The sequence below is a fragment of the Streptomyces sp. AA4 genome (assembly GCF_000158875.1).
Lineage (GTDB): Bacteria > Actinomycetota > Actinomycetes > Mycobacteriales > Pseudonocardiaceae > Amycolatopsis.
Genome location: NZ_GG657746.1, coordinates 6,301,761 through 6,327,427, shown reverse-complemented (window position 1 = coordinate 6,327,427; position 25,667 = coordinate 6,301,761). Strand labels below are relative to the sequence as shown.

The following is a 25,667-nucleotide window of genomic DNA, read 5'->3' as shown; positions in this document are numbered from 1 at the left end:
CGGTTTCCTCCGACACCGTGTCGGAGGAAACCGGGAGGACTTCGGAGAGCCGCTCGAAGAGCCGCCGCACCCGAGTTCTTACGCTAACCGGCAGGACGGACGGAGCGGTTCGTCCCCGCGGCGGGCAACCGGCCGCTCGCAGGAAGGAACGACTGCAGTGACGGAGCGCCTTTTCGAGCACGACCGGCGGGCGTCGGTGCGCCGCTCGGTGACCGGCGGTGTGCTCAAAGCGACCCTGCTCGCCGGGCTCACGCTGATTTTCGTCTATCCGGTCGCGATGATCGTGCTCGGCGCCTTCCGCGACGGGCTGCCCTCGGACAACATGCCGTTCACGATGAGCGGCCTGCTCGCGGCGTTCGACTCCCCGGAAACGTGGCACACGCTGTGGAACTCGATCGTGCTGGTCGTCGTGTGCGGCACGATCTCGGTGGCCGGCGGCGGGCTGTTCGCCTGGATCGCGGCCAACACCAACGTGCCCGGCCGCAAACTGCTCACGCCGATCATGGTGATCAACCTGTTCGTCCCGCCGCTGTTCCACACCCTCGGCTGGATCATGCTCGGCAACGCGCAGAACGGCCTGCTCAACCAGCTCGGCCGGACGCTCGGCACGCACGGTCCGCTGATCAACATCCAGGGCTGGGGCGGGCTGATCCTGCTGACTTCGCTCGGCTATATGCCGTTCGCGTACCTGCTGCTGCTCGGCGCGTTCAAGAACCGCGACCAGTCGCTCGACGAGGCCGCGGCGATCAGCGGCGCGGGAACGGTGCGGACGTTCTTCACCATCACCATCCCGTCGGTCGGCCCGGCGATCACCGGCGCGGCCCTGCTGATCGCGGTGCTGGTGTTCCAGTCGTTCGACGGGCCGCAGCTGATCGGCCGCCAGGCGGGCATTTACGTGTTCTCGACGCAGATATACCACTACGTCCGGGATGAGGCGCCAGCCGAGTACACCAAGGCGTTCGCGCTGTCCCTCGTGCTGATCCTGCTGGTGCTGCTGCTGTTCCTCGCGCAGCGCTGGATGCTGCGCGGCCGCAGCTTCACCACGCTCACCGGCAAGACGTCGCGGCGCGATCCGCAGGAGCTGGGCCCGGTCCGCTGGGTGCTGTCCGCGCTGATCGTCGTGGTGGTGCTGCTGAACTTCCTGCTGCCGCTGTTCGCGATGGTGCTCGGCAGCCTCCAGCCGATCTTCGGCGTCATGAGCACCGGGCTGACCCTGGACAACTACGTCACGATGCTCACCGACCCGCAGTTCAGCTCGAGCCTCGCGCTCACCGCGTGGCTCGCGGTCATCGGCGGCTTCGGCTCGATCTCGATCGCGCTGCTCACGACGTACGTCACCGCCCGGCGCCGGGGTTTGCTGCGCAGCTACACCTCGTTCGCCGTCTGGATTCCGTGGGCGTTGCCCGGCGTCGTGCTCGGCCTCGCGTACATGTTCGCGGTGCTCTACCTGCCGGCGTTCCGCGGGCTCTACGGTTCGGCGTTCCTGATGACGCTGGTGCTGGTCGTCGCGACGATCCCGGTGTCCAGCCGGATCGCCGAGGGCGCGCTGGCCCAGCTGTCGCCCGAACTGGAGGAGGCCGGCCGGATGTCCGGCGCGAGCGCGGGACGGGTGCTGGTGACCATCGTGCTGCGCCTGGTCATCCCGAGCTTCCTGGCCGGCTGGTTCCTGTCCGCGCTGTTCATCTCGGGCAACCTCGCCGTGCCGATGCTGCTCGCCCCGCCCGGTCTGGAACCCGTGTCGCTGACCGCTTTCCAGCAGTTCCTCACCGGCGAGATGTCCCGGGGCGCGGCGCTGTTCATGATCATTCTGCTCGCCGCGTTCGCCGTCCTCGCGCTCGCCGCGGTGTCCGTCAAGCTCGGCGGCCGGCTCCTCGGCCGCGAACGTTCCGCAGGTCCGCTCTCCCGTCTCACCCCCTGACCCGAGAGGAAGAACAATGAAGTTCTCCCGTACGAAACTGCGCGCGCCGGCGCTGGCGCTCACCGCCGGTCTGCTCGCCTCGCTGACCGCCTGCGCGTCCGCGGGCGCGACCAAGTCGAGTACTCCAGTCGAGGTTCCCGGCGCGTCAGCCGCGGCCAACAAATATATGAACGAGCTGTACGACAAGGCGTTCGCGGCCAACCACACCCAGCTCGTGCTGTACGGGCCCGGCGTGACCGCGAACCAGGCGCTGAACGACGTGTTCACCAAGCGCTTCCCCGGGATCAAGCTGCTCCCGCAGGACCAGGCGGACGCGCAGATCCTGACCAAACTGGACACCGAGGCGCAGAGCGGGAACCGGATCGCGGACATCTACGTCGGCGGCGAATCCCCGCAGGCGGCGGCGAAGCCGAACATCTGCACGACCGCGGACGTGCGCACCGCCGACCCCGGGTTCAAGGTCCCGACCGACAACGACGGCAGGCTCACCTACTTCGCGTTGCGCTACTTCGGGTTCGTCTACAACACCGACCAGGTGAAGAAGCAGGACGCGCCGAAGAACTGGCACGATCTGCTCGACCCGAAGTGGAAGGGCAAGATCGCGGTCGGCGACATGACCGTGCCCGGCGGCATCCGGTACATCCTCGAATCGCTGATGCTGCCCGAGAACGAGAAGAAGTGGGGCCGCTCCTACCTGGAGAAGCTGGCCGCGCAGGACCTGCAGATATCTCAATCCGAGCCGATGGTGCCCACAGACGTCGCCAGTGGCCGGTTCCCGGTCGGCATCGCGGTATATCAGGGCTACTTCGAGGCGCAGAAGCAGAAGGGCGCGCCGATCGACATGGTGTTCCCGCTCGACGACGGCGGCAACTACATGGCGCGCTCGGCGCTGTGCTTGATCAAGGACGCGCCGCACGCCGAGGCCGCGCAGCTGTACGTCAACTGGCTGTACTCGCCGGAAGGCCAGAAAGCCTTGGCGGAGAAGGACAACTCCTACGGCCGCACGCCGACCGCGCCCGGCCCGCCGGGGCTGCCGTCGCTCGACAAGCTGCCGCGGCTGCCGTTCTCGAACCCCGACCCCGCGTTCAACAAGCCGTACTTCGACTTCCTCACCCAGGCGTTCAAGAAGTAGCACCTCGCCTCCCGGCCGAAGAGAAAGCGCAGGTCACGATGACCGAGGTCCAGGTATCCGGACTCACCAAGAAGTACGGCGCGAAGGCGGCGCTGCACGAACTGGATCTGACGATCGAGTCGGGGCAGTTCGTGACGCTGCTCGGCCCCTCGGGCTGCGGCAAGACCACGACCTTGCGCTGCCTGGCCGGGCTGGAACGGCCGAGTGCGGGCCGGATCGTCATGGGCGACCGGGTCGTGGTCGACACTGCGCGGCGGACGTTCGTTCCCGCGGACAAACGCCGGGTCGGCATGGTGTTCCAGAGCTACGCGCTCTGGCCGCACCTGAGCGTGACGGACAACATCGCGTACCCGCTGAAGGTCGCGCGGATGCCCGGCCGGGAGCGCGCGCAGCGGGTGCGGGAGATGCTGGACGCGGTCGGCCTGTCCGACCTCGGGAAACGTTCGGTCACTGCCCTGTCGGGCGGTCAGCAGCAGCGGGTGGCGCTCGCCCGTGCGCTGGCCGCCCGGCCGGGCATCATCTTCTACGACGAGCCGCTGTCCAATTTGGACAGCAAACTGCGGTACCAGATGGGCCAGCAGGTGCGCTCGCTGCACAACCGCTTCGAGACGACGTCGGTCTACGTGACGCACGACCAGGAGGAAGCGATCACGCTGTCCGACCGGATCATCGTGATGAGCGAGGGCGTGATCGTCCAGTCCGGTACGCCGAGCGACCTGTACGACCGCCCGAATTCGGCGTATGTCGCGGATTTCATGGGCTTTCAGAACATCCTGCCCGGGACCGTGACCGGGGTGCGCGGAAAGACCGCCGACGTGCGGGTCGACGACACGTCGCTGGTCTTTTCCGGGATCACGACCGGTGAGGTTTCCATCGGGGACCGGGCCGACATCGCGTTCCGCGCGGCGCATGCCCGGCTGTCTCCGGACGGTTCCGGTCCGGGGCGGTTCCGGGGAATTGTCGAGCGCACCACTTATCTCGGCAGTGCCGTGAATCTCCTTGTCCGTGCGGACGGTCTCCCGATGCGCGTGCGGACCGAAACGGCCGAGCTGTCCGCGGAATCCGTCCCGACCGCGGGCGAGGAACACACTTTCGCGGTGAGCCCCGACCGCGCCGTCGTCATCCCGCACGAGAACGCGGCCCCCGCCGACGACGAGTACCTGACCACGATGACCGATGCCGCCGTCGCGCCCCGCTGACGCCGGACGAAGGGAAGAATCCGTGCCCTTGAATACGCCGCGTTCCGACGGGCCGCGGATCCGGGAACTCGCCGAGATCGGCGGTCGTACCGACACCCGCGACGTCCTCGCCCACGCGACCAAACAGGCCGAGCGGGAGTACGACGACTATTTCATCGTCGACATCGACGCGCACGTCTCGGAAGACCATTTCTGGGGCGAGGTGCTGGAACTCATCGACAACGATGTGTGGCGCCAGATCGGGATGGACCAGTTCGGGAAGTTCGCGGGCAATAACGCGTTGCTGAACATCCAGCCTGGTATGTCGCATCAGAGCGTCGGCGGGCGGATCGGGCATCAGGGGCGCAAGGAGCCGCTGGACGGGGTGTCCGGGCATCCCTTCGTCGCGGCCGCCCGGCGCGGGATGGACGCCATGGGGCTCGACTATCAGGTGGTCTTCCCCAGTGCGATGCTGCTGCTGGGGATGCATCCGCAGGACGAGGTCGAGGTGGTGCTCGGGCGAGCGTTCAACCGGTGGCTGACGGAAGTCGTTCTGCCGCAGGACGATCGGCTCAAGGGCATGTTGTATCTGCCGTACAACACGCCTGAGGTGTGCGAGGAGCTGGTCGAGAAGTATGCCGACAATGAGGGCATTATCGGGTACACGGTGTGTTCTACGCGGAACAATCCGGTGCATTCGGATGTCTACACCCGGTTGTACAAGCTGATCGAGGACAGCGGGAAGCCGCTCGCGTTCCACTCCGGGTACCACTGGGGCGATCCGTCGTTTGCTCAGCTCAACCGGTTCCTGTCGATGCACGCACTGTCGTTCACGCATTATAACCAGATTCACGTGACCAACTGGATTATCAATGCGATGCCGGAGCGGTTTCCCCGGTTGAAGATGGTGTGGGTGGAGAGCGGGCTCGCGTGGATTCCGTTCCTCATGCAGCGGCTCGACCACGAGGTGCTGATGCGGCCGAGCGAGGCTCCTGGGCTGACCCGGTTGCCCAGTGAGTACATGAAGGACATGTGGTACACGAGTCAGCCGATGGAGCGGACCAGCATGGAGTTGCTGGAGGCCGGGATGAAGGCGTTCAACGCGGAGACCCAGTTGTTGTATTCGTCCGACTGGCCGCATTGGGATTGGGACGCGCCGTCGACGATTACCCGGCTGCCGTTTTTGTCGGAGCAGGCCAAGCGGAACATCCTCGGGCTCAATGCTGCCCGGGTTTTCAATCTTCCTACTGACCGGCGGAAGCCTGCTGCGCGGAGCGTGCTTCACGAGCGTCCTGGGGTTTCGTGATGACATCCGAACTGACCACGTTGGTATCTCGCTTGGGCGAGTTGACCTCGGAGATCGCTGCGGAGGACCGGGCTGCCGCGGTGCCTGATGACGAGATCGCGTCGCTGTTGTATGCGGCGGCGCGGTTGTTTTCCGCCAAGACGGACCGGGTCGGGAAGATTTCCTGGCCGATTCGCGAGGACGCGTTGACTGCTACTGAGACTGTGGTTTTGGTTACCGCGTTGCTGGATGCCGCGGATGTGAACCTCTTTGACATGGCGATCTGGTATCGGAGGGCCGAATGAGTGCTGTGCGGCGGGATGTCGTGGTCGCCGGTCTTGCCGATCTTCGGGAGCGGGGACGGGTCGTGGTGGAGGTCGACGGGGTCGAGGTGGGGGTCTACTTCCATGCCGGGGAGGTGCGGGCTTGGCATAACGTGTGCCCGCATCAAGGGGGGCCGGCTTGCCAGGGGAAGATCATGCCGCGGACGATTCAGCCGGTTCGGGAGGATCGGAAGAGTGCCGGGCCCGCGTTTCATCCGGCTGATCGGAATATTGTTTGTCCTTGGCACGGGTTTGAGTTCGATGTATTGACTGGGCGGCATCCGGCGGATGGGCGGGTGGGGTTGAGTGTTTGTTTTCGTGTGCGGGTGGTGGGGGATGAGGTTGTGGTGTAGTCTTTTACGGTCTCTTTCGGCTCGTCGCCCTGGGGGGCGACATTGTCCTTCCTTTGTTTTTTTTGGTGGGGAGGGGGGGGGGGGGGGGGGGGGGGGGGGCTCTCGTGCGCCCTCTCCGGGGGGTGGGTGTGTCGGTCTTGGGGGGTGGGGGGGGGTGTGTGTTTTTTTTTTTGGTGTATTTGGGTGGGGGGGGGGGGGGGGGGGGGGGGGTGGGGGGGGTGGGGGGGGGCTGGATCTATATCTATATATATATATATGTATGGATATAGGGATGGATGTATGGATATATATATATATGGATATATGGATATATATAGATATAGATATGTATATATGTATATGTATAGGGGGGTATAGGTATAGCTGTAGATATGGATATATATATATATATATATATATATATATATATATATATATATATATATATATATATATATATATATATATATATATATATATATATATATATATATATATATATATATATATATATATATATATATATATATATATATATATATATATATATATATATATACACCCAGACCGCAGGGCGGCTTTGTATCGGGGATGGGGGAGGGGTGGGTGCCCCCGGGGTTTGGGTGTGGCGGCGGCGGTTTGTTGCGCGGCTTGGGGGGTGTGTTGCTTAGGGTTCGCGGCGTGCGGGTAGCGCCCCAATGTGGCATTGGGTGCATGCGACGCACCCAATGTGGCATTCGGTGCATGTGACGCACCCAATGTGGCATTGGGTGCATGTGACGCACCCAATGTGGCGTTCGGTGCGTCTGACGCACCCAATGCCACATTGGGGGATCCCGGAGGGGTCGGCGGGAGCGGTCCGTGAAGGGCTCCTTGAGGGAATTAGATTCCCTCAAGGAGCCCTTCACGTCCGGCGGAGGGTCGTGAGGGGAACCCTGAGGGACTCTGAGTCCGTGAAGGTGGCCCTCACGGACGGTGCGCGTCCGGTCAGAGGGTGTGGGGGTCCACGTCAACTGCTGCGAAAAGCGTTCTCGCGCACAGATCCCGCAGTTCCTCGGTGCTGATCTTCGGCTCGTCCAGCCAGTCCAGGATCAGCGTCGCCACAAACGAAAGCCATCCTCGCACTGCCAGTTGCGTCGTTGGCGTGACTGGGCGCAGCAGGCTCACCGCGGACAGGATGCGGTCCGCGTTCGCGGCCATTCCCGCTTCGCAGATTTCCCGGATTTCGCGGTCCGCGTCGCCGGCGCTGCGGTGCACTATTCGGTAGCCGTCGGGGTGGGTGCGGGCGAATTCCAGGTATACCTCCAGCCCGGCGCGGAGTTGTTCGGCCACCGGCAGGGCTGGGTCGGGTTCGCTCATCTTCAGCAGCTGGTCGCGCTGCTCGCGCACGATCGCGGCGAAGAAGTCCTTCTTGGTCGGGAAGTAGTGGTACAGCAAACCCCGCGAGACGCCGGCGATTTCGGCTACCTCTTCGATCCACACCTCGTCGTACGGGCGGCCCGCGAAGAGGCCGGCGCCGATGGTCAGCAGCTGTTGCCGCCGCTGTTCGGTGCTCAGGCGCGTCCGCATCCTCCCAGCTTACTTGACACGGGTTCAGCAGCGGGGGATCGTGACCCTATTGGATGTGGGTTCAGTAGGAGAGAGCGAACGTTGGACACCACCGCGATTCCGCACCGGCCGGGTCGGCTGCCCGTCATCGGCGACCTGCTCGGGGCCAGTTTTCGTACGCCGCTGCAGGGCACCATGCGGGCGGGCGAGAAGCTCGGGCCGATCTTCACGCGCAAGTTCTTCGGTCTCGAGATCGTGTTCGTCACCGGGATCGACCTGGTCACGGAGCTGAACGACGAGACGAAGTTCGGCAAGCACGTCGGGCTCGGCGTGGAGCGGTTGCGCGCGGTCGCGGGGGACGGGTTGTTCACGGCGCACACCCGGGAGCCCAATTGGCGGCTGGCCCACGACATCCTCCAGCCCGCGTTCTCCGCCGAGTCGATGCGCCGCTACCACGCGACGATGCTCGAGGTCGCCGGCGAGCTGACCGCGGCGTGGGACCGGGCGACCGGTCCGGTCGACGTCGCTGCCGACATGACGCGGCTGACGCTCGAGACGATCGGCCTCGCCGGGTTCGGCTACCGGTTCGGGTCGTTCGAGCGGGCGGAACCGCATCCGTTCGTCACCGCGATGATCCGGGCGTTGCGGTTCGCGCAGCTGGAGAACGTCAAGGTGCCGTTCGTGCGGTATGCGCTGGCTGGGTCGGCGGCGCAGAACCGGGCCGACATCGCGACCATGACGGACCTGGTCGACGAGGTCATCGAGACGCGCCGCAGGGAAGGCGGCGAAGTCCGTGATCTGCTCGGATTGATGCTGGCCGAGGGGCATCCGGAGACGGGCGAGCAGCTCGATCCGGTGAACATTCGCAATCAGGCCATCACTTTCGTCGTCGCGGGGCACGAGACGACGTCTGGTGCGCTGTCGTTCGCGTTGTACTACCTCACGCGGCATCCGGAATTGCTGGCGAAGGCGCGCGCCGAGGTCGACGCCGTGTGGGGCGATCGCGAACCGGCTTTCGGCGACGTCGCGAAGCTGCGCTACGTCCGTCGCGTGCTCGACGAGGCGATGCGGCTGTGGCCGACCGCGCCCGGCTACTCCCGGGAAGCCCGCGAGGATCTGGTGCTGGGCGGAAAGTACCCGATGCGCAAGGGCGATTCGGTCATCGTGCCGCTGCCGATGCTCCACCGCGACCCGGCCGTGTGGGGGCCCGATCCGGAGAAGTTCGACCCGGACCGCTTCGAGCCGGCGGCGGTGCGGAAGCGGCCGGCTCAGGCTTACAAACCGTTCGGCACCGGGGAGCGCGCGTGCATCGGCCGCCAGTTCGCGTTGCACGAGGCGGTGCTGGCGCTGGGGATCATGCTGCAGCGCTACGACTTCGAGGCAGACCCGGCGTACGAGCTGAAGATCGTGGAATCGCTGACGCTCAAGCCGAGCGGGTTCACCGTCAGGCCGCGGCTCCGCGAGCGGGCAGCGGTGCTGACCAGCTGATCTCATCGGAAGCGTTGTGGTGCCCGTCCGAGGAGATCTACTACGACCAGGTCGCCTAGGTTGAGATGTCAACGGGCGCGTCAACCTCGCCTGGTTGCCCGGAATTGCCCGACTCGTGGCCGGGAGTTTGATCGGGAAGCCCGCAGCGCTCATCGCGACCGTGCACCATTCGGCGAGGGAAGGAACCGACCGTGAACCCGATCGCGCGCGCGGTCTTCAAGGCGCCGGCGAAGCTGGACGACCGAGACCTCGGATGGTCGCTGGGCAAGCGTTTCCTGCGCCTGACCCACTTCGGCTGCGAATCCGGTCGCCGATACCGGACGGCCCTGGAGTGACCGTCCGCATGGCGACGTGGTGCTGGCCATCGACGGGCTGGGACCGTCCTCGGACTGGTTCCGCAACATCCAGGCGGAGGTCGCGATCGGCCGCCGGGAGTTCGTGCCCGCGCACCGGGTCCTTGACGAATCCGAAGCAGCCGACGCGATCGCCGGCTGCGAACGGCGTAATCTCCTGCTGCGCCCGGTTGTGCATCCCGTGCCGAGCAAACTGGCACTACGACGGCTCCGTTGCGACCCGGCACCGGATGCTCGTCGCCGTCCGTCCGCGCGGCGGAGCCGAATCCGACCAAGAAGGTACTGACCGCTGATGAACTACATCGCCGAACTGCGCGCACTGGTCGGCACCCGTCCGCTGATCCTGCCCGGAACGTCAGTGCTGATCGCCGACGAACGCGGCCGGTTGCTGCTGGTGTTCCGCGAGGAGAGCCAGGACTGGGGGCTGCCCGGCGGATTCCTCGATCCCGGCGAGTCCTATGAGGACGCCGGCCGCCGCGAGGTGCGCGAGGAAATCGGCCTGGTGGTGCGGGATCTCGAACTGTTCGGCGTCTACTCCGGACCGGAGTACTTCTACCGGTACCCGCACGGCGACGAGGTCCACAACGTGACCGCCGCGTTCACCGCGACCGTCGAGAACACCGAGGTCGCGGTGGACGGCGACGAGATCACCGGCTACGAGTTCTTCGAGCTGGACCGGCTTCCGGACGACATCATCGCTCCGGAAAGGCCGATCGTCGAGGACTACGCGAAGCGGTTCGGCGGAGCGGGACCGAAGCGCTGAGCGTTCGGCTGTCGCGCCCGCGGTGCCCCGGAGACCGTCCCGCGCGGGCGCTGTGCCATCTCAACTTCTCCGGCTGCATGCACCAGACAAGGCGTTGAGATATTTCCTGGCGCGGTTGGCGGAAGCGGATCCTGGCGACGGAGTCACCTCGCGGAGGGCTGGAAAAGGCGGGACGGAACTGGACTGAATTCGACCGACCTGCCAGTGCGCGCGGAAGGCACCAGCTGGCCGGTAGGCCCCGCCGCGAGAGACGAGGCCCACCGGAGCAGAGCCGGGGCCGCCAGTTACTTGCCGAGCGCGTCCACCCCGGCCTGGGCGAAGGTCTCGTCCTGCGCGCCCGACGGCGCACCGGCCACGCCGACCGCCGCGATCGGGGCGTTGTTCGCGTCCACCGGGACCGCTCCGGCGAGGAACAGGGTGCCCTTGATGTCCTTGAGGGTCGGCGTCTGCTGCAGCCGGCCGGTCAGCTCCGAGGTCTTCGCGTTCCACGAAACCGCGGTGAACGCCTTCTCCTCGGCCGACGAGTACGACTGCGGGCCCGCGCCGTCGCCGCGCAGCGTCACGATGGTGTTGCCGTCGCGGTCGACCACCGCGACCGACACCTTCTGCCCGGCCTTCTGGGCGGCGTCGAGCGCGGCCTGCGCGGCCTTCTGCGCGGCGGCGATCGACAGGTGCGTGGTCTGGACCAGCCCCTTCGGCGCGGCCTGCGCGGGAGCCGCGGCGGGGGCGGCCGGAGTGGCGGCGTTCGCGGCCAGCGCGCCGGTCGTGGCGGCTCCGATCACGGCGAGCCCGCCGACGACGGTGGCGATACGGGTCTTGGCGGTGAAGTTCTTCATCGGGTGCTCCCTGGCTTGTCCGGCTTGATGCGTTCATCGTGCGTCCGGGACCGCCTTCACCGGATCGGAGTCTCGGCTCGCCTCGCGGCGCGGAACGGCCGACACTCGGGTCATCCGATCGGCTGATGCCGAGCGGGTGCGCACCGGTCAGGCTCCGGAGCGGAACGGGACAACGGAGGGCGGCGATGACCGATCGGGACGGGCGGTGGCTCGCCGCGACCATGCACACAGCGTTCTTTCTGCTGCTGGTCGCGTCGATCGTGCGCTTCCTCGACCACCACCACGGCGAACCGGCCGCACCCTGGGTGATCGCGCTGACCGGCTGCCTGGCCGCGGTCTACGCGGTCGGCCTGGTACTGAGAGTGACCGGCCCCGAGCAGGTGACCGTGCCGTATCTGGCCTGGCTGACCGTCGTGACCGTGCTGTGGGTGGTGCTCGTCCTGCTCGCGCCGAGCTTCGCGTGGTGCGCGGTTCCGCTGTTCGTCACCGGACTCCGCACGCTGCCCACCAGACCCGCGTTGGTGCTGGTCACGCTGGTGACCGCGCTGGTGGTGATCTCGCAAAACCGGCTCTCGACCGGCTTCGACCCGAACCTGACGATCGTGCCGGTGGCCGTCGCGGCCGTGACTGCGGCGGTGATCACGTACCTGCGGCGCCAGGCGGTGCGGCTGCGGGAAACCGAGCGTCGCGCCGGGATGCTGGACGAACGCCAACGGCTGTCGCGGGAGATCCACGACGCCCTCGCGCAAGGTCTGTCCAGCCAGGCGATGCTGCTCCAGGCCGCCGATCGCGCTTGGGACAACCCGGACCTGGCTCGGGAGCATTTGCATGCGGCACAACAGATCGGCACGCGGAATCTGGCCGAAGCCCGCGGTCTCGTGCAGGATCTGGCCCCCGCCGACCTCGACGGACACTCGGTCGAGGAAGCCCTGCGGAACGTCGCCGAACGGGAGCCGCAGCCGGTGCGCGTCCAGGTCGACGGGCCGGCGCGGCCGTTGCCCAGCCGAGTGCAGTCCACGTTGGTGCGCATCGCGCAGGGTGCGCTGGCGAACGCGCGCGAACACGCCGACGCCTCGGGAGTGGCGCTGACCCTCACCTACCTAGACGATGAGGTCGTGCTGGACATCACCGACGACGGCCGCGGTTTCGACCCGGCCGCCCCGAGCACCGACGGCCGCGGCCACGGCCTGCCCGCCATGCGCGCGCGAGCGACGCAGCTCGGCGGCCGGTTGACCGTCGAATCCGCGCCCGGGCAGGGTACGGCTATTTCGGTCGCGATTCCGTTGGGGCAGCCCCGTGTCTGACGATCGGCATATTCGCGTTGTGCTCTGCGAGGACGACGCCATGGTTCGTGCGGGATCGAGGTTGTCGGCGAGGCTGTGCCCGGGCTGGGTACGGCTATTTCGGTCGCGATTCCGTTGGGAGCGTCCAGTGTCTGACGATCAGCTCATTCGCGTCGTGCTTTGCGCCGATCTAGCCATGGTGCGTGCTGGTCTGCGGGCGGGCGGGATCGAGGTCGTCGAGGAGGCCTCGGCTGGGCAGGGGACGGCTATCTCGGTCGCGATTCCGCTGGGGGCACCCCGTGTCTGACGATCAGCCCATCCGCGTCGTGCTCTGCGACGATCACGCCATGGTCCGCGCTGGCTTGCGGGCGTTGCTGGCCGGTGCGGGAGGGATCGAGGTCGTCGGCGAGGCCTCGACCGGGCAGGAAGCGATCAACCTCGCCGCGGCGCTGCGGCCGGATGTGGTGTTGATGGATTTGCAGCTCGGCGACGGAATGGACGGGGTGGAGGCGATTCGGCGGCTTCGCGCCGCTGCCGAGCCGCCTCGGGTGTTGGTGCTGACCACCTATGACACTGACGCGGACATCACGCGGTCTATCGAGGCTGGGGCGACCGGGTATTTGCTGAAGGCCGAGTCCGCGGACGAGTTGTACGCGGCGATCCGGGCGGCCGCGGCTGGGCGGACCGCGCTGTCGGCTCCGGTGGCGGACCGGATGATGGCGCAGTTGCGCGCGCCTCGGCCCGCGTTGACCGACCGCGAGCGCGACATTCTCGAGCAACTCGCGCAGGGGCTGGGGAATCGGGAGATCGCCCGTCGGCTGTTCATCAGCGAGGCGACGGTGAAGACGCATTTGGGGCGGATATACGAGAAGCTCGGCGTAGATACGCGGGCTGGGGCCGTTGCGGTGGCCAAGGAGCAGCGGTTGTTGTCTTGATCGCTGTGGTTGAAGGGACCCCGGCCGGCGTCACGGATATCGCGCCTTGCGTCCTACTCCGGCCAGCAGCAGCGATTCGCTGGCCGCGTCCAGCGGGATGGTGCGGTCGTCCGGGCCCGCTTCCTCCGGATGCCACAGCGGGGTCCAGGTGACGCCGGGATCGACCAGAGTGAAGTCCCCGAACAGCGCGGTGATCTCGGCGCGGTCGCGGTAGATGAGGTCGGTGCCCGCGGCGGCGTAGCGATCCTTGGCGTCGGCGAGGAGTTGTTCGCAGTGCGGCGGGACGCCCTCGTCGGTGACGTGGGACAGCGCCAGGTACGAATCCGGCGCGAGCAGATCGCGGTACGCGGCGGTGACACTGGGCCCGAGGTCCGCGGTGTCGTGGCTGCCGGGTGCGGGCGGTTGTTCGATGTGCAGCACGCAGATGAGCAGGAGCGCGATCGGTTCGTCCAGATCGAAGACGCCCGATCCGGCGAGCAGGGACCACAGCCGCCTCGGGTCGCGCAGGTCGGCGTGCAGGGCGACGTGGCGGGCGGGGTCGCCTCTTTCGCGCAGCAGGCTGGTGGAATGCGCGACGGCGACGGTTCGCAGTCGACGTACGCGACCTTCACCGCGCCCGGCGCGATCTGCTCGGCGATTTCGTGCGCGTGGCCCATCGTGGGAACGCCGGAACCGAGGTCGACGATCTGCCGGATTCCCTTGCGCACCAGGTGCCGGACCACCCGGTGCAGAAATCGCCGGTTGGCCTGTGCGATCGGGCGCACCGCCGGATAATCGCGCAGCATGCGCTCGGCGAACTGCCGGTCGATTTCCCAATTGGCGGTTCCGCCGAGGTAATAATCGTAGACGCGCGCCACGCTGGGACGGCTGAGATCGATCCCCGGCGGCGGAAAAGATTCGTGCTCCAGGCCAGTCACCAGTTTCTCCTCGTGGTCGACGGCGCAAGATCAGCGTAGCGGCTTTCCCGGCCCTCGACCAGCGGGCGGACGGGTGCTGAGCAGATCCGCTTCGGCCTCTTCGAGCAGAATCGCCGATTCCTCCGCCGAAAGAGCGACACTCGAAAGGGATTCCCACGATTGCAGATCCGTTTCGTAGGTTTCGGTGTCGTTCAAGAAAGACTGGACGCCGTTCGACGTTTCGGCGAACGAACGGTCCAGGGCGCTGTTGACGAACTGCAAAATCGTGAAATCGGGGCCGACGTGCAACGGGCCCCCGGCGAACGGCACGAACCGGATCGTCGCCGCGGGATAGTTGCGGGCGAGGTTCAGCAGATGCCGGACCTGGCCGAGCGCGACGTACGGATTGTCTGTCTGCGCTCGCGTCAGCCGGTGGACCGCGCTTTCGCTGAGGATGAACTTGTACGTCCGCTCCGGGTGGTCGTCGAGGAGCTTGGCCCGCAGTTTGCGCTCGTGCACGGCGTCGGTCACGTCCGTGCGGCCGTACGCCTGGAACTGCTCCATCATGTAGTCCTCGGTCTGCAGCATCCCGCTGATGCGCTCGCCGGTCCACTTCAGGACGATCGCGGCCTCCTGCTCGGCCTCGAACACCGGATGGAACCACGCCGGGCTGGCCGCCAGGCGGCGGGCGTTCCACACCCGGTCGGCGCGGGCGGCCAGGTTGTACCGCCGCATCCGCTCCGCCTCGGCGGAATCGATCTCCAGGACGGTGATCCATTTGTCGAGCAAATGCGGGTGGATCCGCGTCTTGCCGCGTTCCATCTTGCTGATGTTCGGCTGCGTGTAGCCGAGGGCGTCGCCGAGTTCGCCCTGGGTCAGCCCGCGTTCGACGCGGGCGGCGACGAGAATTTTGCCCAGTTCGACCAGCTGGGCCTCGACGGAAAGCCGGCTCACGAGACGCGAGCCGTCCGATCAGGGGAGAAAACCACACCTTTTCCGGGCACGAATTCATGATAGTCCCTCGCATTACGGAGGGCCAAGACGGACTGGTTCGCCCGGTTGTCCGGGAGGCGGCGCCGAATGGGGGACCGGGAACGACGATCTGTGCGCGTTCAGCGGTCGAACTGTCCCTCGCGCAGCGCTCCGGCGAATGCCGCCCATTCCCGATTGTCGAAGACGAGCGCGGGAGAACGGCCGATCTTGGAATCCCGCACCGCGACGACGTCGGGGTCGCTGAGATTGATCTCTACGCAGTCGCCGCCGTTGCCGCCGCACGCCGACGGCCGCTGCCAGGCCGCGTCGTCGAGCGAAGAACTCACGGTGTTCGGATCGTAGGAACTCATGGTTTCGTCCTTGTCAAGCGGTAGACCTTTTTCGGAATATTCAAACCTCAGGATCGGGCATGGAATATGCCGAAGCAAGGCGCGGACTGGCTTAACGCTGAAATGGGCCGATATATTCACCTGTTTGGCGTCGGGACAGTTTTCTCGTGGTGATCGGGTCGGTGGACGGTGTCCTTTTTCTGGCCGCGATCTGTCCGGTGCGGTCGCGTTGTGCGCTGGTCGACGCCTTCCGGCGGCTTGCGGCCGGGGTGCCGGAGACGGTAAACGCAAGGCATGACAGAATATTCTGCCTAGGCCGGGCAGGCATGCATATTCCAGTCGGCAGGGGTCGCTGGACATGCGATAAGCGGAGCACTTCGCGGTCGGTTGACTGAATGCCAATTTTCTGCGACGACGCGGTTTTCGCGGAAAAATCACTGGTCAGGGCTCTCTCCTGTCGTGGTGCCGGAGTTTTTCTTGATCAATTCTCGGCGAACGCAGCACGCCACTCTTGTGAGTGATGAAAAGCTGTTCTCGATGCGCTAGGAATCGCCGCTGTCTACCGCTGCGACGAGCGTTTCCGCTCCCTGCCGAGGTCTCGCGTGCAGTGTTTGCCCCGGCTGCTAGCGCAGGTAGCGGCGGGTTGGTGCGCGGTAGGACGGCGGCGAACGGGAGTTAGGCCGGGCGGTTCGTTTTCGCCGAAGTGACCGGGGCTGTCGCGCTGAACCGGCGGACTGATATTGCGCACGGTAGTTCGCCGTATCTCTTTGCCGTTAACCGACGGCTGTGCGCCGCTCGGCGAGACGACCGTCAGTGGGTATCGAGGTCTGTGCGCGCTCGTGGCCAAGATGAGAAGTATCGAACTGGGCCGCGCCCGGAGAGATAGGTGTGGCCCCCTGCGGGAACAGGGGGCCACGGGGACGTCTGAAACCCGCTTCGAGGCAAAGGAACAGACCGAATGACTTTACCGCTGGAGAACACCGGACCGCTAGACCACGACCGTGCCGGAAGGGTGGAACGCGTCGAATTCGGCGCGGCCGTCGCCCCGGCCCGCGGCGGACGGCGGATCGCCACTCGCGACGAGATGCTGGCCGCCGCGACGAAAGTCTTCGCCCGCCGCGGCCCGGGCAGGCATCGTAAGCCCGCCGCCCGGGGCCGGTGGGTGTGCGCGGCGTCCGAAACGCTGGCGTGGCTGGCCCCGGTGCTGTGGGGATGCCTGCAGCTGACCTTCGCGGCGAGCGTCATCAGCGCGGTGACGCTGCTGATCAGCCCGGTGGTCGGGGTCGCGGTGGCCGGGCTGGTGCTGATTTGCAGCGCGGTGCTGTCCAACCAGGCCCGGCCCAGCCATCGCCGGTAGCTTTTCCCTTCTCCGACACCGTTCCCATTCTTCAGGGAGCTTTTTCCTGCCTGGCGAAACCGGTGGGGCGCTCAGTTCGGCGCGGCCACCGTTGCGTCCGCGGCTGACTCCCGGGCACTGACCTGCCGAAGCAAGGTCAGCGCCTCCTCCGAAGGCGAGCCCGCCGGAGTTGTGCACACGATCAGCACCTGCTCCGGCGACCGGGCCACCGACAGCGTCTGCTGAGTCACCGTCACGCGGCCGACCAGCGGATGCCGCAGCTCGTATGCATCGGCGTCGCACGGGCCCACCCGGTGGTCCTGCCACAGCGAGACGAATTCCGGGCTCTTCATCGTCAGCTCGCCGATCAGCTCGGCCAGCAGCGGGTCGTCCGGGTGTTTGCCGACGGTGATGCGCAGGTTGCCGACCACTGCGCGGGCTTTGCGTTTCCAATCCGCGTACAGCTCGCGGCAGTGCGGGTCCAGGAACAGCATCCGGCTCAGGTTGGGGCGCTGGGCGAGGTCCAGGTGGCCGGCCAGCAGGGCGTGCCCGAGGGTGTTCCACGCCAGTACGTCCGTCCGGCGGCCCAGCACCAGCGCCGGGACGCTGTCGAGCGCGCGGAGGAGGTCGCGCGTTTCGTCGGCCAGCTTCTCCGGGCGCGGACGGCGCGGCTGGGGCGTGCGACGGGCTGCGTCAGCGAGGCGGTCCAGGTGGGCGCGTTCGTGGGTGTCCAGTTGCAGGGCGCGGGCGATCGCGTCGAGCACTTCGGCCGACGCGCCGCGGGAGAGGCCCTGCTCGAGCCGCGTGTAGTACGAGACGCTGACGCCGGCCAGGTGCGCCAGTTCTTCCCTCCGCAGGCGCGCGACCCGCCGGCGCGGACCGACGTCCCGGAGGCCGACGTCCGAGGGGCGCAGCCGGGCGCGTCGTGCGTGCAGGAAGTCTCCCAGCGGTCCAGCCGTCATGGATTCCACTATCCGCCGCGTGAGATATCACTGCCACGCCCTGCGCGGGGTAGGACAACGCGGGAGTGGTCCGCGCGCGCCGGTCCGCGCAGGCTCGGTCGCATGGACGAGATCATGCTGGGCGACGTCACGGTCACCCGCGTCAAGGAGTTCTGCGGTTCGGTCGAGATGGGCCCGGACCAGTTCTTCCCGGACAGCCCGCCGGGCTCGTGGGAGGAGCATCGCGGCTGGCTGGCCCCCGATTTCTGGGACCCGGAGACCGGCGAATGCCGATCGGCGATCCAGTCCTGGCTGCTGCGCAGCGAGGGCCGCACGATCCTCGTCGACACCGGCGTCGGCAACCACAAGGACCGGCCGTACGCGCCGGTGTGGAGCCGCCTCGACACCGGCTACCTCGACCGCCTCGCGGCCGTTGGTATCTCACCCGAAGACGTTGATGTCGTGATCAACACCCACTTGCATATCGATCACGTCGGCTGGAATACCCGCCTCGACGGCCGCACCTGGGTGCCGACCTTCCCGAACGCCACGTACCTGATGCCGTCGCGGGACTTCGAGTTCTGGGACCCGGCCAACGAGAACGAGTCCGTGCTCGGTCGCGGGAACCAGAACGTCTTCGAGGACAGCGTCGCTCCGGTGCGGGAGGCGGGACAGGTCCAGCTGTGGGACGGGACGTACCGGATCGACCGGAACCTGCGGCTCGACCTCGCGCCCGGGCACACTCCCGGTTCGTCGGTGCTGACGCTGGACTCCGGCGGCGACCGGGCGCTGTTCGTCGGCGATCTGGTGCACACGCCGCTGCAGATCGCGGAGCCGGAGACCAACTCCTGCTTCTGCGAGGACCCGGCCGAGGCGCGGGCCACCCGGCGCATGCTGCTCGGCCGGGCTGCCGAGGACAACGCGCTGCTCTTCCCGGCGCACTTTCCCGGGTCGGGCGCGGCGGAGGTCGAGCGGCACGGGGCGAAGTTCGCGATCAAGAAGTGGGCCGGGTTCTCCCGGATCTCCTGAAGGAAGTGATTCTGGTGTCTCAGCAGGAAAATCCGGTAGTCGAGACTGCGATGGGAGCCGTCCGCGGTCTCCGCGACGCGGCAGGCGAGTGGTACCGGGCCATTCCCTACGCGGCGGCCCCGATCGGACCCGGCCGGTTTGCTCCGCCCGCGCCGCATCCTGGCTGGTCCGGAGTCCGCGACGGCACCCAGCCCTCGCCGACTGCCCCGCAGCCGGTGCGCGACTTCGGACGCCTCGACCTGAGCCCCTATTTCGGACCGGGCTGGGTTCGCGGCGAGGAATACCTGACGGTCGACGTCCGCACCCCAGCCGCGGACGCGGGCAACCGTCCAGTGATGGTCTTCGTGCACGGCGGCGGGTTCGTCACTGGTTCGACTCGTGCCGCGCTCTACGACGGCAGTGCGTTCGCCCGTGACGGCATCGTGCTCGTGACGGTGAACTACCGGCTCGGCATCCCCGGTTTCCTTGCCTTGGAAGGTGCTCCGGACAATCGTGGGTTGCTCGACGTCGTTGCCGCGCTTCGGTGGGTGCGGGATTCGATCGCCGCGTTCGGAGGGGATCCGTCGAAGGTCACGTTGTTCGGGCAATCCGCGGGGGCCACGTTGACCGGTGCGCTGCTCGCCACTCCGGAGTCGACCGGACTGTTTCGGCGCGTGATTGTCCAAAGTGGAAGCGGCACGGGTGCGTTCACTCCGGAGCAGGCGCAACGGGTCACTACCGCGGCGGCTGCGGCATTGGGCGTTGAACCGACTGCCGCGGCGTTCGGTGATATCTCAGACGAACGGTTCTTGGATATCTTGCCCGCGCTGGCAGGACTGGACCTGCGCACCGCCACCGCCGCGGATCCGCTTGCCGGGCTCAGCTCGTTCAGCCTGGTGCTGCCGGTGCAGCCCGCGGACAGTCTGGTCGGCGACGTCGACCTGATGCTCGGCACGAACACCGAGGAGGGGCGGCTTTACCTGGTGCCGCAGGGTAAACCGGATGCGGCCGCCGAACAGTTGGGCGAGTTGCTGTTCGGGGCGGGCACCGCTCGGATGGCACGGGCGCACGCTGAGATCTCAGCCGGGCGTACTTATGTCTATTCGTTCGGCTTCCGCTCGACCGCGCTGGACGGTCGGCTCGGTGCGGCGCACACCGTCGAGCTGCCGTTCGTCTTCGATCTCGCGGACGAACCGTGGTTGCACGGCGACACTGGCCTGTTGGGTCCCGATGCCGCTCCGGTGGGTCTCGCGGAGGAGGTGCATGGTGCGTGGGTGGCGTTCGCGCGGGACGGGAGTCCGGGCTGGGCGGCGTACGACCCGGGGCGGCCCGAGGTGTGTCGGTTCGGCCCCTGAGCAGAGGGGCTGGGGCACCGGGAGGGGCTAAGCGTGGCCGGGTAACTTCCCGGCGTCTGGTCGAGGGTCGCGGCAAGACGGATGAGCGGAGGACCGTTACGCGGCAAGCACTTCATCGGCACACCGGTCCTCGAACTGGACCTCGGCATGACTGTCCACGGCGGTTGCGCTTAAAAGAACGGGAAAATCAGCGCGGAAGGAGAAGCACCGGGTCACGAATCCGCGGGACTGATCTCCAACGGTGCGGCAGCCCCGCCGCCGAGTTGTTGTCGCTGGGTGACGGCGTGGTCGAGCTGCCGCGCCAGGTGCGGGACGTTCGCCGAGGTCAGGTAGGTCTCCGCGCCAGCGTCGAGGAGCCGCCGGACCGGTCCGTGGTAGCTGACGCCCAGTTCCGCGTCCTCGACCTCGGCGAGGACGACCCGCGCCTGCGGGAACTTCGCCCGGAGGCTCCCGATCAGCTGCGGGCTGACCGGCGGCACGAGCAGCACGTCGGCGGTGGCCGGCGCCGAATGCAGGTCCAGCACGAGATAGTCGGAGCCGAGTTCGGCGGACAGCGACATCCGGGCCGAGGCCGACAGTTTCATCGCGGTGGCGACCACCGTCACGTCGTCGTAGTCCGTGCGCGGGGGTTCGGGCCGGACCCCTGCGGGGGAGATCGTCGCGACCGGGTCGCCGTCCCTGGTGACGACCAGATTTTCGCCAGGCCCGAGCGTTTCGATGAGGTTCAGGACGTCCTCGGGGAGACGGCCGGCGTCGATCTGCCGCGCCCGCTCGCCGTTCATGACCGGACCGGTCGGCTCGGCAGCTTTCTGGAGCGCGGCGCCTGCGGTGGGGTCGTCATGGAACTCGATCATCCCACAACCGCGACGCCTTGTCCGGTGCTTCGCGCGCACCATGGGTGACGGCGGTTTCTCGCCAGCTTTCCGGTCCTGTTCTTTCTACGCTCGGCCTGTGCATTCACAGAACATTCGCGGCTCTGTCGTCTGGTTCGCCTCGCTCGCTGCCGCATTGGGCACCGCCGCCATTTACCCGTTGCAGCCCGCGATCGCCGAGGTCGGCAGCGCGCTCGGCGCGTCGCTCGGCGCGGTCGGCGTCGCACTCGCGTGCGGGCCGGTCGGCTACCTGTGCGGACTCGCGCTGCTGGTGCCGCTCGTCGACCAGTTTCCGCCGCGCTACGTCCTGTCCGCGCAGTTCGGCGCGCTCGCCGTCGCGCTGGGACTGAACGCGGTCGTCGGCCAGGTGTGGCTGCTCGCCCTGGTGCTCGGCGTGCTGGGCGCGTGCTCGTCGGTCGGGGCCGGGCTGAGTTCGGTGACCGCCCGGCTGGCGAGCCCGGACCGGCGGGCCACTGCGCTGGGAATCGTCACCGCTGGTATCTCAGCGGGCATCCTCGCGGGCCGGATCGTCGGCGGCTGGCTGTCCGACCTGATCGGCTGGCGCGCGATGCTGGGCGTTTTCGCCGCCGGATGCGCGGTGGTCGCGGTCGCGGTGCTGTTCGTGCTCCCTCCGGCAGCCGGTGCGAACAACCGGGGCTACCTCGCCACATTGCGCTCGATTCCCGGGCTATACCGGCGATATCCGGTACTGCGCCTCGCGGCGGTCCGGGGCACGCTCTGGTTCTTCGCGTTCTGCGCGGTGTGGTCCGGAATCGCGGTCGCGCTGTCGAAGCCGCCTTTTTCGTACTCCGCCGAGCACATCGGCACGTACGCTTTCGCTGGCGTCCTGGGAATTTTCGCTACCCGAATCGCCGGTGCGTGGACCGATCGCGTGGGGGCGCGCCGGGTCATTCTCTGCGGGCTGAGCCTTGCCGGTGCCGCGAGTGCGGTGCTTGCTTTTGCCTTGCCCAGCACCGTTTCGACGTTGCTCTGCCTGGCCCTGTTCGACGCGGGTCTTTTCGCTGCCCAAGTCGCGAACCAGAGCACGGTGCTGGCGATCGAGCCCAGCGCACCGGCGCGGTTCAACAGCGCTTACATGGTCGTGTATTTCGCTGGTGGAAGCCTCGGCACCGCGTTCGGTGCTACGGCGGCTGAGCGGATGGGCTGGCCGGTGACCGTATTGAGCACCGCGGCGGTGCTCGCGGGCGCGGCTGTGGTCACTCTGGTCCACCGGGCGCGGGTGGATGCGGTATCAGTTCAGGTGAGTTGAGATATCACTGTGCCGCAAGGAGAATCGCGGCCCGGACCGCTTCCTCGATGTGCTCGTGCGCCGTCCCACCGTGGCGCAGCGCGTCTTCGGCGAGTTTTTCCAGCCCTCCGAACAGGATCAGCGCACGGGCACGGGACAGCGGAGCGCCGCCGGACTTCTGGAATTCGGTGCCCGCCGAGATGGCGCGTACGACGTTGACGTACGCGTCGTGGTTCAGGTCGGCGGAGATCGGGGCGTCCAGCAGCGGTACGTCGCGGAGGTAGCTCAGCATGACGGCCGGCCGGGCGTCGACGACGCCGGTCCACGCCGTGACGAGCTGGCGGAGCTGGGTTTGCCAGGGCGCGGTGCGGTCGACCGCGGCGGAGACCTGTGCGGATCCGGTTTCGGCCGCTTCCTTGAGCAGCGCGAGCAGGCAGGCTTCTTTGGAGTCGAACTGCTCGTAGAAGCCGCGGCGGGACGTGTGCGCCCGGCCGACGAGGTCGCCGATCGTGATCTTCGGGAAGCGTTTTTCCGCCAGCAGCGACTCCAGCGCTCCGGTGAAGCGGCTCCGGTAGGCGCCGGGATGCTCGACGGGCGTTTCCGGCTCTGCAGCGTGTGACACCGCGCGAGACCTTCCCTGTCCGCGGTTGTCCGGCGATTCTACCAGTGCGACCGCGCGCGGTATTCCGAAACGGGAGCGGGATATCCGCGGAATTCCGGGCGGAAAGAACGCGGCGGCATTCGGCGGTGCCGGCTGGTCTGATCGGCACTGGCCCATGCGGCGATCCGGGAGCGGCTGCGCCATCCCAGTGACATCGCGGAAAGAGGTTTGGCCGGGTGCGGGCACGTTCGGTAGTGTTTGTTCCAGCGTCAGATGGGGGTGTCGAGCGCTAGGGGGATTCAGGTGTTTTCGCCGCTTTTCTTCGCGGCCGAATAGACGTGCGCGTGCCGGTCGGCCGCGCCTGCCCGCGGAAATGCTGGGGAAACCGGAACGAGAATGCGGAATCAGGACAAAGAGGTCTGTCCGGAATCGCGCATCCCACACGTGATCGTGGCCTGACGTCCCGGGCATGATCACCGCGATGCGGTGCCGGGCCAACGGCGTCCCGGTACCGCATCTCCAACCGCCGGCGGTCATTGAAGCCGCAGCACCGCCGGTTCCCGGGAAGCGCACCCGGGTTCGTCGATCGGCGGCAGGATGTCCGCCGGATCGGCGCACACGCCGCGGATCACGTCCGCGACCCGGAGCAGCAAACCGAGCCGGGGGTGGTGCGGCGGCCAGGCGATCCCGATCTCCCGCGGCGACACGATCTCGCTCAGCGAGAACCGCATGACGCCGGGGTGCCGCTGGCCCAGCGCGAGCTGCGGCACGATCGAATACCCGACGTCCGCGGCCACCAGCGGTTCCACGACGTGGATCTTGTCCGTGCCGAAAACCCAGTTCGGCTCGATGCCCTGGCGGCGCAGTTCCGCGGCGACCTCGAGTTGTTCGCTGGTCAGGCACACCATGGGCAGGCCGCGCAGGTCCGCGGGCCGGACCCGGGCGACCGACGCCAGCGGCGCGGTGCGGGGCGCGAGCAGGATGAACGGGTCGCTGAACAGCTCCAGTCCGTGTGCTTCGCCGCTTTGCAGCGGGAAGATGACGAACGCGATGTCGATCTCGCCGTAGCGCAGCAGTTCCTGCAGGCGGACGTCGTCGTCCACCTCGACGGGTTTGATCCGGCACGGCAGGCGCTGCGTGCGCGTCGCGGCCAGCACCAGCGGCATCACCCGCACCGCGACGCTCGAGAACACGCCGATCCGGACGGTCGGTTCGCGGCCGTCGCGCATGTCCTGGATGTGCCTCGTCGCGGTGCGGAGGATGACCTGCACCTGTTCGGCCGCGTTGACCAGCGCGACCCCGGCGTCGGTGAGCCGCACCTGGCGTTGCCCGGACGTCCGGCGGACCAGCACGACGCCGAGCCGCCGTTCGATCGACGCGATGCGCTGGCTGACCGCGGGCTGGCTGCAGCCGAGCGCGACCGCCGCGGCCGCGAACGAGCCTTCGTTCGCGACCGCGTACAGCGCTCTCAGCTGCAGCAGGGTCAGGCGGCCGCCGTCGGACCAGATGGCGTCCAGCACCACCCGGCCGAGCCGGTTCCGTCGTTCCGCGCCGATCATGGGCGGCCTCCTTGCCAGAGCGGGGACTCAGGGATCCCGCGGCGAGCGGCTCATCGGGTGCCTCCGGCGAGGCAGAACGCGGTGGCGAGATCGATCGTGCCGGCCAGATCGGCGAGATCCGCCACCTCGCCGGAACTGTGCATGTGCCGGATGGGGATATTGAGGACGCCGCAGCGGATGCCAGCGGCGACAGCTGCCATGGCATCGGCGTCGGATCCGCTTTCGTCGCCGTAAGCCTCGATGGTGTAAGGGATTCCGAGTTCCTTGGCCAGCGTGCGCAAACTGCGGGCCATCGGTTCGTCGGTGACCGCGCCGCGGCCGATCGCCGGGCCGGAGCCGAGCCGGTGGTCGCCCGTTTTGTGTTCGATGCCGTCTTCCGGGATGTCGCTGGCGAACGTCGTGTCGATCGCGAGCGCGAAATTCGGTTCCGTCGCGTAAACGGCTCCCATCGCGCCGTGGTAACTCGTTTCCTCGCGCACGCTCGCGACCGCGGAGATCTCAGCGGTGACCGACGCCTCGGCCGTCGCGCGGGCCGCTTCGAGGACGGCCAAGGCGCCGAGCCGGTTGTCCAAGGCCGGGGCGGCGATCCGACCGTTGCGCAGGTCGACCGGGGACGCGCCGAACACCACCGGGTCGCCGACCGTGATCACCGATTGCGCGTCGGCACGGCTGGTGGCGCCGATGTCGATCCACAAATCGGCCATTTTCGGCGTCGAATCCCCGTCGTTCAAGTGCGGCGGCGCGGTGCCGATCACGCCGGGCACGCGGCCGTTTTCGGCGAGCACCACGACGTGCTGGCCGTACAGGATCGCGGCGTCCCAGCAGCCGATCCCGACCGCCCACAGCCGTCCGGCGTCGTCGATGTGGCTGACGCTCAGCCCGATCTCGTCGATGTGCCCGATCAGCGTGATCCGCGGACTGCCGCCCGGATTCACGACCGCGTGGCCGCTGCCGAGCGGATCGACGTGCACGTCCGCGAATTCGCCCGCCAGGTCGAGCCAGGCGCGCACTGGTTCGTCCTCGTAGCCGGAGGGCCCGCGCGCGGCGAGCAGCGGCAGGAGACGCCGGCGCAACGTGGCGGCGTCGGGCGCGTATCGCGGGGAACCGTCGGGGTTCGGCATGCCACTCCTTCGCTGGGCGGGGATAGCGGGGAA

24 protein-coding genes and 1 pseudogene are annotated in these 25,667 nt (G+C 67.3%); 15 read left to right on the top strand and 10 right to left on the bottom strand.

What is annotated here, in order from left to right; all coding sequences use genetic code 11:
* Window positions 1-157: 157 nt before the first annotated feature.
* Genes SSMG_RS28880 through SSMG_RS47780 form a run of 6 tightly spaced genes read left to right on the top strand, consistent with a single transcriptional unit; the run spans window position 158 to window position 6,189 of the window.
* Complete coding sequence (locus SSMG_RS28880; protein ID WP_009081872.1) at window positions 158-1,918, top strand: iron ABC transporter permease; 1,761 nt, start codon at window positions 158-160, stop codon at window positions 1,916-1,918.
* 16 nt (window positions 1,919-1,934) lie between these two features.
* Window positions 1,935-3,050, top strand: a complete 1,116-nt coding sequence (locus tag SSMG_RS28875) for an ABC transporter substrate-binding protein (RefSeq protein ID WP_009081871.1) — start codon at window positions 1,935-1,937, stop codon at window positions 3,048-3,050.
* Between the two features lie 38 nt (window positions 3,051-3,088).
* Entirely contained in the window at window positions 3,089-4,249 is a 1,161-nt protein-coding gene (locus SSMG_RS28870) for an ABC transporter ATP-binding protein (RefSeq protein WP_009081870.1), read from the top strand.
* Between the two features lie 22 nt (window positions 4,250-4,271).
* Complete coding sequence (locus SSMG_RS28865; protein WP_009081869.1) at window positions 4,272-5,534, top strand: amidohydrolase family protein; 1,263 nt, start codon at window positions 4,272-4,274, stop codon at window positions 5,532-5,534.
* Window positions 5,534-5,818 (top strand): hypothetical protein, encoded by a 285-nt coding sequence (locus SSMG_RS28860; protein ID WP_037718171.1) that lies wholly within the window; start codon window positions 5,534-5,536, stop codon window positions 5,816-5,818. The genes SSMG_RS28865 and SSMG_RS28860 overlap by 1 nt, the downstream gene beginning before the upstream one ends.
* The gene (locus tag SSMG_RS47780; RefSeq protein WP_009081867.1) at window positions 5,815-6,189 is read left to right on the top strand and encodes a Rieske 2Fe-2S domain-containing protein; all 375 of its coding nucleotides are present in this window, start codon (window positions 5,815-5,817) and stop codon (window positions 6,187-6,189) included. Before SSMG_RS28860 ends, SSMG_RS47780 begins: the two co-directional genes overlap by 4 nt.
* Before the next feature lie 966 nt (window positions 6,190-7,155).
* On the opposite strand, the gene SSMG_RS28855 is transcribed toward SSMG_RS47780, so the two are convergent.
* Window positions 7,156-7,737: a TetR/AcrR family transcriptional regulator gene (locus tag SSMG_RS28855; protein ID WP_009081865.1), complete on the bottom strand. Its 582-nt coding sequence runs from the start codon at window positions 7,735-7,737 to the stop codon at window positions 7,156-7,158.
* 81 nt (window positions 7,738-7,818) lie between these two features.
* Between SSMG_RS28855 and SSMG_RS28850 the strand changes: the two genes are divergently transcribed.
* The 3 genes from SSMG_RS28850 (at window position 7,819) to SSMG_RS28840 (ending at window position 10,320) form a co-directional block, all read left to right on the top strand.
* A complete protein-coding gene (locus SSMG_RS28850) occupies window positions 7,819-9,204 on the top strand; it encodes a cytochrome P450 (RefSeq protein WP_050788309.1) in 1,386 nt (461 codons plus the stop codon).
* A 191-nt stretch (window positions 9,205-9,395) separates the two neighbouring features.
* Window positions 9,396-9,539: a hypothetical protein gene (locus tag SSMG_RS45665; RefSeq protein WP_158688115.1), complete on the top strand. Its 144-nt coding sequence runs from the start codon at window positions 9,396-9,398 to the stop codon at window positions 9,537-9,539.
* A 310-nt stretch (window positions 9,540-9,849) separates the two neighbouring features.
* Window positions 9,850-10,320 (top strand): NUDIX hydrolase, encoded by a 471-nt coding sequence (locus tag SSMG_RS28840; protein ID WP_009081863.1) that lies wholly within the window; start codon window positions 9,850-9,852, stop codon window positions 10,318-10,320.
* Between the two features lie 284 nt (window positions 10,321-10,604).
* Here SSMG_RS28840 and SSMG_RS28835 read toward each other — a convergent pair whose 3' ends face one another.
* A complete protein-coding gene (locus SSMG_RS28835; RefSeq protein ID WP_009081862.1) occupies window positions 10,605-11,156 on the bottom strand; it encodes a heme-binding protein in 552 nt (183 codons plus the stop codon).
* 185 nt (window positions 11,157-11,341) lie between these two features.
* Here SSMG_RS28835 and SSMG_RS28830 point away from each other — a divergent pair, with 185 nt between their 5' ends.
* Window positions 11,342-12,460, top strand: a complete 1,119-nt coding sequence (locus SSMG_RS28830) for a sensor histidine kinase (protein ID WP_037715175.1) — start codon at window positions 11,342-11,344, stop codon at window positions 12,458-12,460.
* A gap of 278 nt (window positions 12,461-12,738) precedes the next feature.
* Window positions 12,739-13,374, top strand: coding sequence for a response regulator transcription factor (locus SSMG_RS28825; protein ID WP_009081858.1), 636 nt, complete (start codon window positions 12,739-12,741; stop codon window positions 13,372-13,374).
* A gap of 30 nt (window positions 13,375-13,404) precedes the next feature.
* On the opposite strand, the pseudogene SSMG_RS28820 reads toward SSMG_RS28825, so the two are convergent.
* The 3 genes and pseudogenes from SSMG_RS28820 to SSMG_RS28810 all read right to left on the bottom strand — a co-directional run bounded on the left by SSMG_RS28820 (window position 13,405) and on the right by SSMG_RS28810 (window position 15,613).
* Window positions 13,405-14,231 (bottom strand): annotated as a pseudogene (locus SSMG_RS28820) (SAM-dependent methyltransferase).
* 90 nt (window positions 14,232-14,321) lie between these two features.
* A complete protein-coding gene (locus tag SSMG_RS28815) occupies window positions 14,322-15,224 on the bottom strand; it encodes a Scr1 family TA system antitoxin-like transcriptional regulator (RefSeq protein ID WP_009081854.1) in 903 nt (300 codons plus the stop codon).
* Window positions 15,225-15,382: 158 nt separating this feature from the next.
* Window positions 15,383-15,613 carry a DUF397 domain-containing protein gene (locus tag SSMG_RS28810; protein WP_009081852.1) on the bottom strand — a complete coding sequence of 77 codons (231 nt, stop codon included), beginning with the start codon at window positions 15,611-15,613 and terminating at the stop codon, window positions 15,383-15,385.
* Between the two features lie 937 nt (window positions 15,614-16,550).
* On the opposite strand from SSMG_RS28810, the gene SSMG_RS28805 reads away from it, so the two are divergent.
* Window positions 16,551-16,949, top strand: coding sequence for a hypothetical protein (locus tag SSMG_RS28805; RefSeq protein WP_009081850.1), 399 nt, complete (start codon window positions 16,551-16,553; stop codon window positions 16,947-16,949).
* A gap of 71 nt (window positions 16,950-17,020) precedes the next feature.
* Here the strand turns inward: SSMG_RS28805 and SSMG_RS28800 are convergent, their stop codons facing one another.
* Window positions 17,021-17,890: a helix-turn-helix domain-containing protein gene (locus tag SSMG_RS28800; RefSeq protein WP_009081848.1), complete on the bottom strand. Its 870-nt coding sequence runs from the start codon at window positions 17,888-17,890 to the stop codon at window positions 17,021-17,023.
* 102 nt (window positions 17,891-17,992) lie between these two features.
* On the opposite strand from SSMG_RS28800, the gene SSMG_RS28795 reads away from it, so the two are divergent.
* On the top strand, window positions 17,993-18,898 hold the full coding sequence (locus SSMG_RS28795) for an MBL fold metallo-hydrolase (RefSeq protein ID WP_009081847.1): 906 nt from the start codon (window positions 17,993-17,995) through the stop codon (window positions 18,896-18,898).
* Between the two features lie 14 nt (window positions 18,899-18,912).
* The gene (locus SSMG_RS28790; protein ID WP_037718164.1) at window positions 18,913-20,232 is read left to right on the top strand and encodes a carboxylesterase/lipase family protein; all 1,320 of its coding nucleotides are present in this window, start codon (window positions 18,913-18,915) and stop codon (window positions 20,230-20,232) included.
* A gap of 212 nt (window positions 20,233-20,444) precedes the next feature.
* Here the strand turns inward: SSMG_RS28790 and SSMG_RS28785 are convergent, their stop codons facing one another.
* Entirely contained in the window at window positions 20,445-21,086 is a 642-nt protein-coding gene (locus SSMG_RS28785) for a hypothetical protein (protein ID WP_199786015.1), read from the bottom strand.
* 97 nt (window positions 21,087-21,183) lie between these two features.
* On the opposite strand from SSMG_RS28785, the gene SSMG_RS28780 reads away from it, so the two are divergent.
* Window positions 21,184-22,374, top strand: a complete 1,191-nt coding sequence (locus SSMG_RS28780; protein ID WP_234392762.1) for an MFS transporter — start codon at window positions 21,184-21,186, stop codon at window positions 22,372-22,374.
* A gap of 4 nt (window positions 22,375-22,378) precedes the next feature.
* On the opposite strand, the gene SSMG_RS28775 is transcribed toward SSMG_RS28780, so the two are convergent.
* The 3 genes from SSMG_RS28775 to SSMG_RS28765 all read right to left on the bottom strand — a co-directional run bounded on the left by SSMG_RS28775 (window position 22,379) and on the right by SSMG_RS28765 (window position 25,634).
* Window positions 22,379-22,975, bottom strand: a complete 597-nt coding sequence (locus SSMG_RS28775) for a TetR/AcrR family transcriptional regulator (protein WP_050788308.1) — start codon at window positions 22,973-22,975, stop codon at window positions 22,379-22,381.
* A 512-nt stretch (window positions 22,976-23,487) separates the two neighbouring features.
* Window positions 23,488-24,513 carry a LysR family transcriptional regulator gene (locus tag SSMG_RS42685; protein WP_009081836.1) on the bottom strand — a complete coding sequence of 342 codons (1,026 nt, stop codon included), beginning with the start codon at window positions 24,511-24,513 and terminating at the stop codon, window positions 23,488-23,490.
* A gap of 50 nt (window positions 24,514-24,563) precedes the next feature.
* Complete coding sequence (locus tag SSMG_RS28765) at window positions 24,564-25,634, bottom strand: M42 family peptidase (RefSeq protein WP_009081834.1); 1,071 nt, start codon at window positions 25,632-25,634, stop codon at window positions 24,564-24,566.
* Window positions 25,635-25,667: the final 33 nt, after the last annotated feature.